This is a genomic window from Marinomonas pontica (assembly GCF_026191375.1).
GTDB classification, from domain to species: Bacteria; Pseudomonadota; Gammaproteobacteria; order Pseudomonadales; family Marinomonadaceae; genus Marinomonas; species Marinomonas pontica.
Genome location: NZ_JAODTL010000050.1, coordinates 100,465 through 114,796, shown reverse-complemented (window position 1 = coordinate 114,796; position 14,332 = coordinate 100,465). Strand labels below are relative to the sequence as shown.

At 47.5% G+C, this 14,332-nt stretch carries 15 protein-coding genes and 1 pseudogene; 10 read left to right on the top strand and 6 right to left on the bottom strand.

Annotation, left to right across the window (positions count from 1 at the left end; all coding sequences use genetic code 11):
• The 5 genes and pseudogenes from N5P32_RS14120 to N5P32_RS14100 form a co-directional block, all read left to right on the top strand.
• A pseudogene (locus N5P32_RS14120) lies at positions 1 to 549 on the top strand (sugar ABC transporter substrate-binding protein); the annotation flags it as partial.
• Positions 550 to 663: 114 nt separating this feature from the next.
• Positions 664 to 1,155: a carbohydrate ABC transporter permease gene (locus N5P32_RS14115; RefSeq protein ID WP_265729667.1), complete on the top strand. Its 492-nt coding sequence runs from the start codon at positions 664 to 666 to the stop codon at positions 1,153 to 1,155.
• The gene (locus N5P32_RS14110; protein WP_265729666.1) at positions 1,149 to 1,532 is read left to right on the top strand and encodes a carbohydrate ABC transporter permease; all 384 of its coding nucleotides are present in this window, start codon (positions 1,149 to 1,151) and stop codon (positions 1,530 to 1,532) included. Before N5P32_RS14115 ends, N5P32_RS14110 begins: the two co-directional genes overlap by 7 nt.
• Positions 1,533 to 1,541: 9 nt before the next feature.
• Entirely contained in the window at positions 1,542 to 2,504 is a 963-nt protein-coding gene (locus tag N5P32_RS14105) for a carbohydrate ABC transporter permease (RefSeq protein WP_265729665.1), read from the top strand.
• A 185-nt stretch (positions 2,505 to 2,689) separates the two neighbouring features.
• Positions 2,690 to 3,808, top strand: coding sequence for an ABC transporter ATP-binding protein (locus N5P32_RS14100; RefSeq protein WP_265729664.1), 1,119 nt, complete (start codon positions 2,690 to 2,692; stop codon positions 3,806 to 3,808).
• Between the two features lie 14 nt (positions 3,809 to 3,822).
• Here N5P32_RS14100 and N5P32_RS14095 read toward each other — a convergent pair whose 3' ends face one another.
• The gene (locus N5P32_RS14095; protein WP_265729663.1) at positions 3,823 to 4,728 is read right to left on the bottom strand and encodes a LysR family transcriptional regulator; all 906 of its coding nucleotides are present in this window, start codon (positions 4,726 to 4,728) and stop codon (positions 3,823 to 3,825) included.
• A gap of 100 nt (positions 4,729 to 4,828) precedes the next feature.
• Here N5P32_RS14095 and N5P32_RS14090 point away from each other — a divergent pair, with 100 nt between their 5' ends.
• The gene (locus tag N5P32_RS14090; RefSeq protein WP_265729662.1) at positions 4,829 to 6,004 is read left to right on the top strand and encodes an MFS transporter; all 1,176 of its coding nucleotides are present in this window, start codon (positions 4,829 to 4,831) and stop codon (positions 6,002 to 6,004) included.
• Positions 6,005 to 6,138: 134 nt separating this feature from the next.
• Here N5P32_RS14090 and N5P32_RS14085 read toward each other — a convergent pair whose 3' ends face one another.
• The 3 genes from N5P32_RS14085 to ypfH all read right to left on the bottom strand — a co-directional run bounded on the left by N5P32_RS14085 (position 6,139) and on the right by ypfH (position 8,817).
• A complete protein-coding gene (locus N5P32_RS14085) occupies positions 6,139 to 7,182 on the bottom strand; it encodes a GGDEF domain-containing protein (protein WP_265729661.1) in 1,044 nt (347 codons plus the stop codon).
• 151 nt (positions 7,183 to 7,333) lie between these two features.
• Positions 7,334 to 8,095 (bottom strand): sulfite exporter TauE/SafE family protein, encoded by a 762-nt coding sequence (locus tag N5P32_RS14080; protein ID WP_265729660.1) that lies wholly within the window; start codon positions 8,093 to 8,095, stop codon positions 7,334 to 7,336.
• Positions 8,096 to 8,190: 95 nt separating this feature from the next.
• The gene (gene ypfH, locus N5P32_RS14075) at positions 8,191 to 8,817 is read right to left on the bottom strand and encodes an esterase (RefSeq protein ID WP_265729659.1); all 627 of its coding nucleotides are present in this window, start codon (positions 8,815 to 8,817) and stop codon (positions 8,191 to 8,193) included.
• 235 nt (positions 8,818 to 9,052) lie between these two features.
• Here ypfH and N5P32_RS14070 point away from each other — a divergent pair, with 235 nt between their 5' ends.
• The 3 genes from N5P32_RS14070 (at position 9,053) to N5P32_RS14055 (ending at position 10,673) form a co-directional block, all read left to right on the top strand.
• Positions 9,053 to 9,325, top strand: a complete 273-nt coding sequence (locus N5P32_RS14070; RefSeq protein ID WP_265729658.1) for an Ada metal-binding domain-containing protein — start codon at positions 9,053 to 9,055, stop codon at positions 9,323 to 9,325.
• The gene (locus N5P32_RS18070; RefSeq protein ID WP_322783875.1) at positions 9,316 to 10,113 is read left to right on the top strand and encodes a bifunctional transcriptional activator/DNA repair enzyme AdaA; all 798 of its coding nucleotides are present in this window, start codon (positions 9,316 to 9,318) and stop codon (positions 10,111 to 10,113) included. The genes N5P32_RS14070 and N5P32_RS18070 overlap by 10 nt, the downstream gene beginning before the upstream one ends.
• Positions 10,114 to 10,262: 149 nt before the next feature.
• Positions 10,263 to 10,673, top strand: a complete 411-nt coding sequence (locus tag N5P32_RS14055; RefSeq protein WP_265729657.1) for a gamma-glutamylcyclotransferase family protein — start codon at positions 10,263 to 10,265, stop codon at positions 10,671 to 10,673.
• On the opposite strand, the gene N5P32_RS14050 is transcribed toward N5P32_RS14055, so the two are convergent.
• Both N5P32_RS14050 and N5P32_RS14045 read right to left on the bottom strand, forming a co-directional pair.
• Positions 10,642 to 11,817 carry an aldose 1-epimerase family protein gene (locus tag N5P32_RS14050; protein WP_265729656.1) on the bottom strand — a complete coding sequence of 392 codons (1,176 nt, stop codon included), beginning with the start codon at positions 11,815 to 11,817 and terminating at the stop codon, positions 10,642 to 10,644. The genes N5P32_RS14055 and N5P32_RS14050 overlap by 32 nt on opposite strands.
• Positions 11,818 to 11,891: 74 nt before the next feature.
• Entirely contained in the window at positions 11,892 to 12,089 is a 198-nt protein-coding gene (locus tag N5P32_RS14045) for a hypothetical protein (RefSeq protein WP_265729655.1), read from the bottom strand.
• 172 nt (positions 12,090 to 12,261) lie between these two features.
• On the opposite strand from N5P32_RS14045, the gene N5P32_RS14040 reads away from it, so the two are divergent.
• Positions 12,262 to 14,247 carry a methyl-accepting chemotaxis protein gene (locus N5P32_RS14040; protein ID WP_265729654.1) on the top strand — a complete coding sequence of 662 codons (1,986 nt, stop codon included), beginning with the start codon at positions 12,262 to 12,264 and terminating at the stop codon, positions 14,245 to 14,247.
• Positions 14,248 to 14,332 lie beyond the last annotated feature (85 nt).

Sequence of the window (14,332 nt, the reverse complement as noted above, 5' to 3'; positions counted from 1 at the left end):
GCTTTGGCAGAAGTCGCCAAAGGCTCTTTGTCTTCTGAGAACTTCAAAGAACTTGGCGGTGGCACCTTCGACCCTAAATTGGTGAAAAACACCGAGTTCGCGCCAATTATCACCCATAAAAGCGCCGCGTCTTACGGCACTTTGTCTGGCCTTGTCGCCTTGAAAGCGAAAAGCGCAGAGGGCACCAAAGCCACCAAAGACTTTATTGAATTCATGTACGACCCTGCCAGTTACATCACTTTCCTACATATGGCACCGGGTGGCATGAACCCAATGCTGAAAGGCATTGCAGAAGATCCAGCGTATTTAGAGGATCCAAACGGCGTATTCAAACTTTATGGCGCAGACAAGATGAAACAGATCGTGTCTGGTTTTGACAACCTTCGCTCCTTTTCTGTCGTTGAAGGCAAAACCTTCCCTGCCTCTGGCGCCATCTTTGCTAAATCGGTTATCCCTCGAATGATCTACAGCGTCACCATTGAAGGAAAAGACCCGCAAGCCGCGTTAGATGATGCCGAAACGGAAATGAAAGCCATCATGGGCGAATAGACAATAGACCCCCTCCCAGCCTCCCCCTTGTAAAGGGGGAGGAGCCGTAATCAATTCCCTCCTCTTATTAAGGGGAGGGTTAGGGTGGGGTTAAACGTAAAAAGGGAAGCAAATATGTCTTCTGTCTTAATAAAAAATGAATCTCGACTGGGTTTAAAGCTGGTTGCACCAGCAGTCGGTATCATTGGCCTGCTGGTGATTTGCCCGATTCTGTTCAACATCTATCTGAGTTTTTTTGATGTTCAGCTCAACGGCACGAAAACCTTTGTTGGCATGGAAAACTACACGGACTTGCTCGGCAACCCGCGTTATTATCATTCCATTGGTGTCTCGGTTATTTATCTGATCGGCACGGTTGCTGGCACCACTATTTTAGGCTTGGCGGCAGCTATTTTAATGAATCAAGAGTTCCGTTTTCGCAATCTTGCCCGCGGCTTGATTCTTTTGCCCTACTTCGCGCCAGTGATCAGTGTGGTGTTCGGTTGGCAATTTATTTTCGATCCAGTAAACGGCATTTATAACCATGTGGTGGTCGATGTTTTGCACCTGACCGACACTCGGGGAAAAATCTCATCGGTAATCCAGATTCTGCTTTGTTTGTGGTGATCATATTCGATATTTGGAAGCATTTTCCTATCGCCTATTTGCTGTTTCTCGCTAAATTGCAAAGCGTGCCAAAAGACTTATACGAAGCGGCCGCAATAGACGGGCAAAACGCCTGGGGGCGTTTTTGGCACGTGACTTTGCCAGAGCTGAGATTCGTCATTGCGACTGTGGTATTGCTGCGTGTCATTTGGAATTTAAACCGCTTCGAGGACGTTTATTTGCTCGCTCCGAATGTGGAAACTTTACCGATTTTCACCTATTACCAAGCGTTCGCAGGCATCGTCGATCAAGGCGTAGCAGCGGCGATTTCGGTGATTCAATTACTCGTGCTGGTCGGTTTAATTTGGCTGTACGTTCGTAAAGTCCTTAAGTGGTAGGGGAAGAATATGATGAACAAACGCTCAACCACCCAATCGGTGATCTTGTATACCTTGGTGCTTGCTTTAGTGGTTTTCTGCGTGTTTCCATTCTTGCAGATTCTTTCGACCTCGTTAAAACACCCGATAGATTGGGGGAATCCATCGCTCATTCCTCGTGTCTTACACTTGGATGCCTACAAAGAATTACTCGGTTTAATGCCACCCAAAGAAGTCGACGTACCAGCCAGTGTGCAGCGCTTGCTGAATAATCCGGCGCTGTCAGAGGAACAGAAGCAAAAGCTCTTGGCGAAGTTTAGCTCCGGCGGTGATGTGTTTCCGTTCGGGCGCTACATGCTCAATACCTTTGTGATTTCCTTCGTGACAGGGATTTGCTCGACTTTCTTGGCCTCTCTCGCGGCGTACGCCATTGCCCGCTTACGTTTCCCAGCGCAATCCTTGATGGCAAACGGCGTCTTGTTTGTCTACATGGTTGGCGGCGTGTTGCTGATGGTTCCGCTTTATCAAATGAGCGTTAACGTCGGCTTGGCCTCCAGTGCCGCGGGGACGATTTTCAGTCTGTTTTTGATCTATCTGATTCAGACTCTGCCCGTTGCAATGTACATGCTAGGCAATTACTTCCGTACCATTCCCTTCTCACTAGAAGAAGCGGCGATGATGGACGGTTGCTCAAGGGTAGAAGCCTTCTGGCGCATCATCATGCCCTTATCAAAACCCATGCTGTTTACCGTGTTTATCTATTGTTTTGTCATCGCTTGGAACGAGTATTTGTTTGCTTCCGTGTTCCTCAAACAATACCAAGATTTTCAAACCTTGCCGCTGGCATTGCAAACTCTGTTCACCTCGAAAAACGCCATTTGGGATCGCATCATGGCCGCGTCCATGTTGACGCTATTGCCCGTGGTGATTTGTTTCATGTTGGCAAATAAACATTTGTCGGGCGGCCTCACAGACGGCGGCGTGAAAGGCTAAATATGACTATTGCGATGGATATTTTTTGAAAGGTTAACGAATAACAAAATGACAAAACGTCACGAGCGAAGATCAGACAAGGAAAAAGTGAGCGAAAAAGCGGAGTTTATAGTTATAAATGAGCATTTTGAGCGATCTTTTGACGCGAGTATCATCGAGTGCAGTAGTTTTGCAGGAGAAGAATTATGAGCTCAGTTGTTTTACGTAACGTAAATAAATCTTATGGCAACTTGCCGATAGTGAAGAACCTCAATTTAGAAGTAAAAGACGGTGAATTTGTAGTGCTGGTTGGCCCAAGTGGCTGTGGTAAAAGTACCACTCTACGCATGGTAGCTGGCTTGGAAGACATCACCCAAGGGGAAATACAAATTGGCCAACGTGCCATTAATGATTTGCCACCACACAAGCGCAACATCGCCATGGTGTTTCAAAACTACGCCTTGTATCCGCATATGTCAGTGCGAGAGAACATCGTCTTTGGCTTGAAAAAGTCTGGTGCAGACGCGGAAACCATTAAAGAGAAACTCGCCGATGTATCGGAAATGCTCAAGCTCGACGATTATTTGGATCGCAAACCGGCGGATTTGTCCGGCGGTCAGCGTCAACGAGTTGCTATGGGACGAGCATTGGCTCGCGATGCGGATGTGTATTTGTTTGATGAACCCTTATCTAACCTAGACGCCAAACTGCGCCATCACATGCGTACGGAAATCGCTCGCATTCAGCATCAATACAACATGACGGCGATCTACGTTACCCACGATCAGATCGAGGCTATGACCTTAGGCGATAGAGTCGTGGTGATGCGAGATGGCATTGTCGAACAAGTCGGTACGCCAATGGAAATTTACCTACAGCCGACCAACACCTTTGTCGCAACCTTTATTGGTTCTCCAGCGATGAACTTGATCGAAGCCAAGATAGAAGGCGACGATCTGGTATTCGACAACTACCGACTGCCAGCGGCGAAAATCGCCAATGTGGACTTACACGACCTAAAATCCCACGACACGGTATTAGTGGGCATTCGCCCTGACTTCTTTGAAGACAGCGCTTTGTCTTTAAAGAGATCGCCAAGTGACAACCTATTTGAATTCAACGACATACAAGTAGAACTGGTAGAAAACCTCGGCTTCGACAAAGAAATCATGTTTAAGCTCGGCGGCGAAGACACCAAAGCCCGACTCGACCTACGCTCCCACGTTAAACGCCAAGAGAATATTTCGTTATCGGTGGATCTAAATCGCGTCTTGTTATTCGACACCAGCCCGCAAGGCATGCTGCTGAATGCGGGAGAGGTTTGAGGAATCAAGACTCTCTAGGAATTTGAAGCCATTTTCTCAACCAAATAATCGACAAAGACTCGCACTCTGGCTGGCATGTGTTGTCCACCGATAAATACGGCGTGGATGACTTCTTTGTCCTGCGGGTTGAAGTCTTCTAACAAGGGAACGAGTTGACCCGATGCGAGAGCTTGTTGAATATGAAAATTGCCAACTCGAGTGATACCAATGTCCGCCATCACCAGTTCCACCAGCGTTTCACCATTGTTGGAGGTCATGTTGCCCTGTATCGGTAGGATGTAATCTTCTCCGTTCTCACGGAATGGCCAGCCAGGCTCTAGCCGCTGAAAGCTGAAATCCAAACAGTTAAAGTGCTGCAAATCGGCTGGTGTTTTTGGGACGCCAGCTTGCGCCAAATAGCTCGGCGATGCGACAACGGTTCTGCCTGTTTCACCTAGGCGCCTTGCGGTTAAGTTACTATCAGGTAAAGGACCAAAACGTATCGCGACATCAATGTGACCATCCGCCACATTGCTAATCTTATCGCTCACTTCGACTTCGATTTTGATCTTGGGATAACGCTCTAAAAACTCTTTGTATAAGGGAATCATGGTCAAACGACTATACGCCGTCGCGGTACTGACTTTGATCAATCCACTGGGATTCGCACGATCGGCAATGGCGCGTTCGGTCTCATCTAGATCTTTCAGAATACGCCGTGCCGCAAGCGCATAGGATTCCCCTTCGCTGGTTAAATAAAGTTTACGAGTAGAACGGACGAGCAGTCTTACACCTAAACGCTTTTCTATTCTTGTCATCATTCGGCTTACCGCCGACGGCGTGAAACCGAGTGCTCTTGCGGCGCCGCTCAAACTGCCTGTCGTTGCGACGGTTAGGAAGGTTTCCATCTCTGTGGTCTTATCTACTTTTATTTGCTTCATTTGTGAATCCAATGCAAAACAGAATCGCTTTTTTGCCCACTATTCGGGTATTTGTTATCTCGTTATATTCCCTCATATCATAAATAAACGAGAGAGTAATATGAAGATTAACTTTCCATTGATGGCTCTAGCCATTGGTGCTTTTGGAATTGGTGTCACAGAATTTTCCCCCATGGGAATGTTGCCAGTGATTGCAAACGACTTAGGCGTCTCTATTCCAACGGCTGGCATGCTTATCAGCGCTTACGCCTTTGGTGTATTAATTGGTGCGCCAGTCATGACCTTGCTGTTTGCAAACATGCCTCGCCGTCGTCTGCTGGTTTTGTCCATGGGGATTTTTACCATCGGCAATTTAATCAGTGCGTTGGCCGACAGTTACAGTGCGTTGATGATTGGACGCATCATTACGTCGTTCAATCACGGCGTGTTTTTTGGCGTGGGTGCTGTAGTAGCGACCCAATTGGTGCCGCCGAATCAACGTGCTGGGGCAGTCGCGGCGATGTTTTCGGGCCTCACCATAGCCACCATTGGTGGCGTGCCATTAGCGAGCTTTGTCGGAACGACATTTGGTTGGCGAAATGCTTTTTTTGGCATTGCGGCTATTGGTTTAGTAGCAATGGTGGCGCTACGAGTCAGTTTGCCTCCGTTGGTCAATCAAGAGAAAGCGAACATTCGTAATGAATTGACCGTGTTAAGTAGAGGCCCAGTCTTGGCAGCGTTGCTATTAACTGTGGTGGGGGCTAGTTCGATGTTTACGGTATTTACCTACATTGTGCCAATCTTGCAGCAAGAAACCCATGCCTCGACAACCTTCGTGACGGCCATGCTGGTGCTTTACGGCGTAGGCCTTGCGGTGGGCAATATTCTTGGTGGGCGCTATGCGGATCGTTCACTGTTTGGCACCTTGATTGTGTCGTTAATCGCGGTGATTCTACTGTTGATTATTTTTGCCGCAACCATGTCTTCTTCAATTATCGTTGTGCCTCTGGTTTTCCTCTGGGGAATTGCCAGTTTTGCCGTGGTTCCACCGCTGCAGTCTTTGGTGGTTCATGAAGCCAGCGAAGCGCCGAACCTTGCTTCCGCCATGAACATTGGCGCGTTTAACTTAGGCAATGCCGTTGGGGCAGTATTGGGCGGCGGTGTAATAAGTGCAGGACTTGGATTACCTTCGGTCGCCTTAGCGGGTGCAGGAACAGCTTTGCTTGGACTATTAATGGTACTGGTGTTAAAACGTAGTCCATCAAACCAAGGTAATGAACAAGTGGCCTCTTCCTAAGCTAACAAGCGGGGAACATTTGAGTGGCGAATCAAACCATCCCCGCACTAACCATTGCTCGTACCCAAATACCTTCGGTGCTAAAACCGCCAAAACAATAGACATGGATACTGGAAAAATCAGACGCGTTTGCGCTAAACGGCAAAGCTAATACTATACGTATTTTTTCCGCAAGCTTTGGCGTTATACAGTGCTTGATCCATGGCGCGTACGCACTCACGATGCTTACTGGCATTATGGCTAGCTAATCCAATGCTGATAGTAACCGGCTGCTCAATGGCAAAATTCGTATTCGCAACACTTTGATTCATCTGCTTTAGCGTTTCTTCTAATCGAGCGAGGTTTTGCTCTGCAAAAATAATAATGAATTCTTCACCGCCCCAACGGCCTACGACATCCTGCGGGTCGACATTACTTTTTAAAACATTAGCAAGCTCGATCAATACTTTATCACCCTGATCATGACCAAACTGATCATTCACTTTTTTAAAGTCATCAACATCGATCATCGCAATGTAGCGATCACTGGTAGCATTTAGTAGCGCATCGTCAATATAACGACGATTGCGTAATTTCGTTAAAGCGTCAGTTGTCGCAAGCTCTTGTAGTTTTACATTAGCTTCTGCCAACATTTGGTAGGCTTTACTACGGCTAGAGTCATAGTAGAAGGACACAATCAAAAGAATGATATAAACAAAAGAGAAATGTATTAGATTGATAGGGAGAAAAGGCGCTGGCTGCCAAGTATCCATTTGCGTAAAACAAAAATAAAAAATACCAACAAAGTTAATAACACTCAATATTGACCCAAATTTATAGCCTAAAAGAAAGGCTCCCATTACTGGAGTGAAAAAAGCAAACGCAAGGGCAAACTCTTCGTTTCCATCCACCAAGATAAACAAAAAGGTAATGAGCGTAACGATCAACTGCAAAATGGCTGCGGCCACTTTGGGCTGTTTTTTCACCAGCAAATAGTAGCCGCCGATGAAACAAGAGAAAAAACCGATTAAATCGGCGATCAGCATCGGAGGATAAAAATCAATCACGGCGTTATAGAAACTAAAGAAGCCAAAACCCGACGAAATTAATATAAGGGCTGAAAACAAAAAGCCTCTGAAGCGAAAATCAGGATGCGAAGACGCCACCCCAAACGCTTGCTCTAAATATCGAATAACCACGCTTACTCCAAGCAGACCAAATAATATTTGGTACTTTCTTTTCCATCGAAAAACAGATCGTTATTTATACAATTTTTGAACATCCCCCCTAAATGGGGTATGTTTTTACTTTATACAATCAATAGAAGAAGAAATCAGTCTTTATGCCAAACTAATCGCTCAACAATGCCGCGGCACTACCACAAACTGTCATGATAAACAGAAACCATTTTAAGTGCTTAGGATTGGCCTTGATCGCCATTTTTACCGCAAGATAAGACCCCAGCATAGTGCCGGAGGCTAGGATCAGCCCCGGAATCCAAAGGATCTGGTCATTCCAAATAAACACGCCTAGCGCCAAGGCGGTAAAGCCAAGCGTACAGACCATTTTCAACGCATTGGTACGAACAAGGTCATAACGCAATGTACCAGCCAACGCAGCAATCAAAATAAAACCCACCCCCGCCTGCACAAAACCACCGTAGACACCGGCGATAAACAAAGCGATCCAAGCACTTGGCTTTTCTGACACTTTGAACGGCACTGTGCCTTCTGGCGGCGCAATCATGGTGGGTCGCACAATCATGATGACCGTCATGCCAATCATGGCGCTTAATAACAAGGGTTTCAGCCACGCTTCTGGCGCATAACTGGCCGCAAAGGCACCGACAACACCGCCAAGTAGCGACGGAATCATCACAGGAAGAATGTCTGCATTATCCAGCTTCTTCGCTTTACGAAAGCCAAACGTCGCCGCCACATTCTGCAAAAACACCCCAACACGATTCGTCGCGTTCGCAATGTCAGCGGGCATTCCCATTACCATCAAAGCGGGTAACGTCAGATTGGAGCCACCACCAGCCAAGGTGTTAATGATGCCAGCAAGAAAGCCAGTACCAATTAAAAGCGAAACCGTGAATACACTGTAATCCATAACATTGTCCTTACATTGTTCTTATTAGAAGCTGGAGTAAAAAAGAGGGACGAATAATAAGGAGAATTGCGTGGACTGACAAAAGATTCTTTCTGTTACTTACCGTCAGACAAACGTTGGAATAAGCTCATAATAGCGGTTTGGTCCACACTGTGCGCAAGATGGGGAATAAGGTCATACGTGGTCATCACGCCGCGCGCCAACAGTGCTTCGTGAGCGATTCGGGATATTCGATGATCGATCACGTTATCTTGATCGCCGTGAATAAAATGAATTTGGGTTTGATCGACCCCTTTTTTGGGCAATGTAGCAAACCTCCCTGACAAAGCCACAATTCTTGCCGCTAACACGTCCTCGACCATTTGTGTCGAAGACAAGGCCATAATCGCCCCTTGCGAAAAGCCAATTAAGGTCGTTTGCTCGGCATTCACTCCCGTTTTCTTCTGCCAATTACGTACCGTTTCAACAAAAGCAGGCATCGCCATTTCAACTCGCTGTGTGCGATTCTGCTCGGTCACACCTTGGACAGAAAACCATTGATAACCTTGACCAAAATCAGATGCATAGGGCGCCTGTACCAAGACAATCGCGGCGTGTAAATAGGATCGAGCCAACATCGTTGCGATCGGGTGTAAACTTTCAGGGGTGGCATTCACACCATGAAACAATAAAAATAAATGCGTCGACTTCTTTGGGGATTGAAGCACTATCGTACCAAGCATATAACGTCCTTATAAAGCATCATTAAATAAAACCAAAATAGGCCATATCATCAAACAAATACACATTTACGCTTGATTGGTGCAGTAAATTCAATATTCATGACACATTCGTACACTTAGTCGTCGACGTAATAAAATACTCGTCCAGTTTTCGGTTGTTGCTGCAGATTAAAGCACGCTAACCTAGGTCTATCAGGCACGCTCTCTCACGATATTCAGCCAAGCGGATCACCCCATGCGCATTACCGACCAAAAACAAGCCGACCGATACTATGAAGCCCTATTAAACCGAGAACCCAGCTTTGTCGGGACGTTTTTTGTGGGGGTCAAAACCACCTCTATTTTTTGTATTGCGACCTGTCGAGCACGCAAACCGAAACGCGAAAACGTCGAGTTTTACACCCAGTTCAAAGACGCCATGGACGCAGGATTTCGGCCTTGCAAAGTTTGTCGCCCCACTGAAAATGCGTTCGAAGCCCCCCTGAAGTGCAAGCCGCCATGCACCTAGTGCGAGACAGCACCAAGACTAAAATCACCGATCAACAATTAAGAGAAGCGGGCATTCGCCCTATTTTCGTACGCCGCTGGTTCAACCAACATTACGGTATGACGTTTCAAACTTTCCAACGTATGTTTCGAATAAACCACGCGTTTCAGGAGTTAAAAACGGGCAAAACCGCCACGCATACGGCACTGGATTCGGGTTACGATTCATTAAGCGGTTTCGGTTACACTTTTAAAAAATTACTCGGCCATTCGCCGACTCTGCATTTGGAGAACGCTGTGATATTAATCGACAGATTAACCACCCCAATTGGTCCCATGTTCGTTTGCGCCACAGACGAAGGCATTTGCTTACTAGAATTCGTCGACCGACGCATGCTAGAAACCGAATTTGAAGACCTACAACGTCGCTTGAAAGCCCCCATCATGGCAGGCGAAAATGCGCACATCACGCAACTAAAGCAAGAGTTAGAAGAGTATTTTTTGGGCAGCAGAACCGAGTTCAGCGTGCCGCTGCACACACCAGGAACCGACTTCCAAAATGGCGTTTGGCAAATGCTCGGCACCATTCCCTATGGCGAGACCGCCAGTTACCAAGAGCAAGCCACTCGATTAAATAACCCCAAAGCCGTGCGAGCGGTCGCCCGCGCCAACGGCATGAACCGCGTCGCCATTGTCATCCCCTGTCATCGTGTCATCGGTAAAGACGGCAGTTTGACGGGTTACGCTGGCGGTCTAGAGCGCAAACGTTGGTTGCTCGATCATGAAAAAAGCCATGCACCTAAGGCGTAAAACGTATAAGAAAAGACAGGAAAATGCGGCGAACTTCATGAATACATCAAGGTTATGTCATCACAATGTAATTTCGGTCAGTCGCTCTTGAAATGACGCCTCGGCACGTTCATGGTGTACACTTTGACTCGTATTAGATGGAATTCAACATGCCTACAAACATTGTTGCCGTATATGGAACGCTTCGCGAGGGGCTGAATAATCACACCGTATTGTCAGAATGCAAACGCATCGGATTAGGCTGGTTGACTGGGTTTCGTATGCACAACCTTGGCGACTTTCCCGGTATCGTATCGACTCACGATGAAAGCGGACGCATCCGTGTGGAATGGTACGACGTATCAGACGAAATACTGGCGTCTTTGGACCAGCTTGAAGGCTATGACCCAAACACGCCCGATAGCTCTTTGTACATTAGAAAGCGCGTTTTCTCCCCTTACGGTCGAGGCTGGATTTATGTTTACAACCAATCCCTAGACCACGCACCGTACATGGAAGCAGGCGATTGGGAGCGCTATTTTCGAACCGCTATGACTCACCAACGCGCACAATCGGCGTAGGCAATATTTGAGCCGTTTGCGTACCTTGTAATTGCGCGATATTCGCCATACTTGCTTGGACTTGATCTTCATTGGTTAACAAACCAAAACGCACCACAAAGTGTTTTGACTCACCAGCCGCAATCGTCGGCACCAAGCCCAATCCGCGCTGATAAAAACGGTTATACGCGAAGCTGGTGCCCGGCTCGATGCCCACCACGTAACCTTGCTCCAGTGTGTCCGTATTTTTCCACACGGTCAGCACTGGCAAGGTGTCGGTCTGATAACTCACCTCAATACCATGGCTCGCGTTAGCGCTGTGTAACAAGGCATGAGAAAAGCCCTTCTCGTCACTCAACGGGCGAATATTAAACACCATTTCATCAAAGTCTTGGGTTGGCGCAGGCATCTTATTCCAATCATTCAATCCGCCTGCAGCGTAGTCGTTAAACGGCGATAACTCCGCCACGGGAACATGCAGTTGCGCCCCATTTTCCAGAATAGGCTGAGCAAAATTATTGTGGTAAATGGCTTGGTACTCTCGGGGATAGCTGCCTTTGTTGACCAAGGTGTCTTCAACCAGCAAATATGGCTCGTCCGGCGCCAGTGACAAGACAGTGTGTAGCTCGAAATTCGTAAACTTAAAACGCTTTTCATCGACGCGCCCACGCAAACTCACTCGATACGGCGGCACTTGCTCTACCTCTAGAACCACCTCGTCGGCAGGCGTATTTTGAATACGACCATGCAAGGTCAAAAACTCATCGCCATCTTGACCTGGGTGACCTGCCCATTGATACCCACAACGCACGACCATCTCATTAAAACCATCCAACCAGCCAATGCCGCCAGAGGCTTCTTGATTAATAAAGCTTGGGTGAACGACTTCTTTGACTGGTGAATCCCAACCAAAGCGCACGTCTTTTCCGGTTTTATTCTTTCTGAGCACATCCAACACCGCCATGCCGCGAGTCGGCACCACGCGCACCACAGAATCGCCGACGGTTAATGTGATCAAGCGGGAGCCCGCTTGTTTACCGCCCATTAAACACGTCTGCTGTACGCTGATCGGAATGTCTTTCGGCAAACCCATTAATTCAGCAGACAGCGATACATTGCCCACATCAATATGTTGTTGATTACTAAGAAGAACAAGTTGAAACATGGACAAGGCTCCGCAGAAAATTTCCTCATGCTAGCGCGAGCACCCGCACAAAACCAGCCGCAATAAAGAATAATTTATGGGCGCAACGTCCCATTGCGTTTTGCGGTGTAATCTTCGTATGAATCGCTGTATTGACTCATACATTCCTCGTGTTGTGTCGCCTTTAACGACTGGCACGAAAACGCATGACTGCGCTGCAAATTGCTGTACACATCTTTATTGCTGCAGCCGAGGATTAGTGTGAACGTAAAGAACAGAAAAAATGACTTCATCCAATACTCCTATATTAATGCGAATACGCCGATGTAAACGATGAGACCCCGACCATTCGGACGTCTTCTTTTTTATTATTATTACAATTTGTGTAAAAAATGCGCTTGCCCTTGGTCTTTGTATCAGACTATTGTTTTAGTTATCCCCCATGTTGCGAAGATTGAGGTTGCTATGAAATCACCGATCAGAATCCGACAACAAATAAACATTGGCTTAGTGATCATTCTTTTGCTCGCGCTTGCCAGTATTTATCTTGTTATTGAAACGAAAGTAAAACCCGACCTAACGGCCGAACGCCAACAGCAAATCTCCGTCAACCAAAAAGGCCTGAGCGAACTTCTCAGCGCCAAACTCGAAAAAATCCAACTTTTAACCAGCACACTCGCTTTGGCCAGCACTCAGCTCCCAAAAGACGAAGCCTTGTTCAAAAAAGTTTTCCCTAACATCATCAATAATCACGATGACAAAAGCATCGCGGGTGGCGGCATCTGGCCAGAGCCTTCGGCCTTTACTCAAGGTACTGAGCGCCGCAGTTTTTTCTGGGGGCGCGATGGCAGCAAAATGAGCTACCTAGATGATTACAACGACCCTGCCGGATCGGGCTACCATAATGAAGGCTGGTACAGCGTTGGGAAAACCTCCCCTGTCAATCGCTGCGCTTGGTCAGAAGCCTACATTGATCCAGTTACCAACATCCCTATGGTGACCTGTACCATTCCAATGAAAGAAGACAGCAAGTTTACCGGTGTCGCTACCGTCGACATGATGCTGGATGGCATTACCGACACACTAGAACAATATGGCGCAGAAAACCAAGGCTATGTGTTTGCCATTGACCAAACAGGGCAAGTCCTTAGCTTTCCAAAAGGCAAAGCCAATCTAGTTAAAAGCGATGGCAGCATGCTCACCGCCACAGAACTTGGCGAGCAATCCCCTTGGTTAAAACCAGCATTGAGCAAACTGGCAGGAAAAAACCAAATAGTTTCCATCGATCACGATGACATTTTAGAAGGCGCCGCTTACGTTGACTTATTTAAACACCCTCAAACCGGCTGGACAGTTGGCTTGGTGGTTCCAAAAGCCCGCATGACAGAAATTGCCCAAAGCATGGGATTATTCCTCATGCTGGTGATTGGTGCTTTGTTGATTATTGTGAGCATCATTGCGATTTCTTACTTCCGCAGTTTGCTGAGTAAAATCAACCAAACCACTCAGCAAATACAAGAGCTGGCCGACGGTGGCAGCACGCAAGAACTGGACGTAGGCACCTTGAATGAATTGGGCGATTTGCGCCAAGCCGTCAATGCTTACGGCGATAAATTGAAAAAGTTGCTAGAACAAATTCACATCGAATCTGCCAACCTGGTGAAAGACGCAGGACGCTTGAGCACATTCAGCAATGACTTCTTGAGCAAAGCCAACAGCTTGAGCGATGAGAACACCACGTTAGCCGCAGCGACAGAAGAACTGGGTGCCACATCGCACGATGTGGCCATGTACGCCAACGAGACCAAAGACACTGTGGAGCGCATTCATACTGATGTGCGCAACAGCGGCAAAGAGATGAGCACCGTGATCGAAACCATGCGCTCGCTCACCAGCGCCATGACACAAGCACAAACCAACATCCTGAAACTCGACGAAGACAGCCGCCGCGCCAATGGTATGTTAAGCGTGATTCGTGACATCGCCGAGCAAACCAACTTATTGGCACTGAACGCCGCAATAGAAGCCGCTCGTGCGGGTGAAACAGGTCGCGGCTTTGCCGTGGTTGCTGACGAAGTCCGTAACCTTGCGGCGAAGAGTGAAAGCTCCGCGATGGAAATTGAGCAAGTCCTTGGGCGCTTACAGATCGCATCGAAAGAATCGGTCAGCTCAATGGAACTGGGACAAAGTGAAACCGAGCGTGCCGTGGCCACGGCCGAATCGACCGCTGCGCATTTGCAGCAGGTCGTGAACGCGTTCTCTCAGATCACCGACCAAGCAACGCAAATTTCTGTGGCCGCTGGCGAACAACAAAAAGTGTCGCAAGATTTGAGCATGTTTGTGTCCCGATTGCAGGAATTGACTGGCAGCAACGCCAGCGACTCCAGCCATCTTAGCCGCATGAGCCAAGAAATCGACGCCATTGCCAACCGACTCAATGCGTTGAAATAAACCAGCAACAGAACAAAAAATCCCACGACGAGGCATCATCGTGGGATTTTTTATGGGTGAAACCAAGCCGGTTGCCCACCCTTTT

Excerpts from the sequence above, each read along its gene's own strand:
- N5P32_RS14045 (WP_265729655.1), bottom strand. The coding sequence starts at position 12,089 with ATGAAGTCATTTTTTCTGTTCTTTACGTTCACACTAATCCTCGGCTGC.
- N5P32_RS14095 (WP_265729663.1), bottom strand. The coding sequence starts at position 4,728 with ATGAAGCAAATAAAAGTAGATAAGACCACAGAGATGGAAACCTTCCTA.
- N5P32_RS14100 (WP_265729664.1), top strand. The coding sequence starts at position 2,690 with ATGAGCTCAGTTGTTTTACGTAACGTAAATAAATCTTATGGCAACTTG.
- N5P32_RS14105 (WP_265729665.1), top strand. The coding sequence starts at position 1,542 with ATGATGAACAAACGCTCAACCACCCAATCGGTGATCTTGTATACCTTG.
- ypfH (WP_265729659.1), bottom strand. The coding sequence starts at position 8,817 with ATGCTTGGTACGATAGTGCTTCAATCCCCAAAGAAGTCGACGCATTTA.
- N5P32_RS14090 (WP_265729662.1), top strand. The coding sequence starts at position 4,829 with ATGAAGATTAACTTTCCATTGATGGCTCTAGCCATTGGTGCTTTTGGA.
- N5P32_RS14050 (WP_265729656.1), bottom strand. The coding sequence starts at position 11,817 with ATGTTTCAACTTGTTCTTCTTAGTAATCAACAACATATTGATGTGGGC.
- N5P32_RS14040 (WP_265729654.1), top strand. The coding sequence starts at position 12,262 with ATGAAATCACCGATCAGAATCCGACAACAAATAAACATTGGCTTAGTG.
- N5P32_RS14055 (WP_265729657.1), top strand. The coding sequence starts at position 10,263 with ATGCCTACAAACATTGTTGCCGTATATGGAACGCTTCGCGAGGGGCTG.
- N5P32_RS14070 (WP_265729658.1), top strand. The coding sequence starts at position 9,053 with ATGCGCATTACCGACCAAAAACAAGCCGACCGATACTATGAAGCCCTA.
- N5P32_RS14080 (WP_265729660.1), bottom strand. The coding sequence starts at position 8,095 with ATGGATTACAGTGTATTCACGGTTTCGCTTTTAATTGGTACTGGCTTT.
- N5P32_RS14115 (WP_265729667.1), top strand. The coding sequence starts at position 664 with ATGTCTTCTGTCTTAATAAAAAATGAATCTCGACTGGGTTTAAAGCTG.
- N5P32_RS18070 (WP_322783875.1), top strand. The coding sequence starts at position 9,316 with ATGCACCTAGTGCGAGACAGCACCAAGACTAAAATCACCGATCAACAA.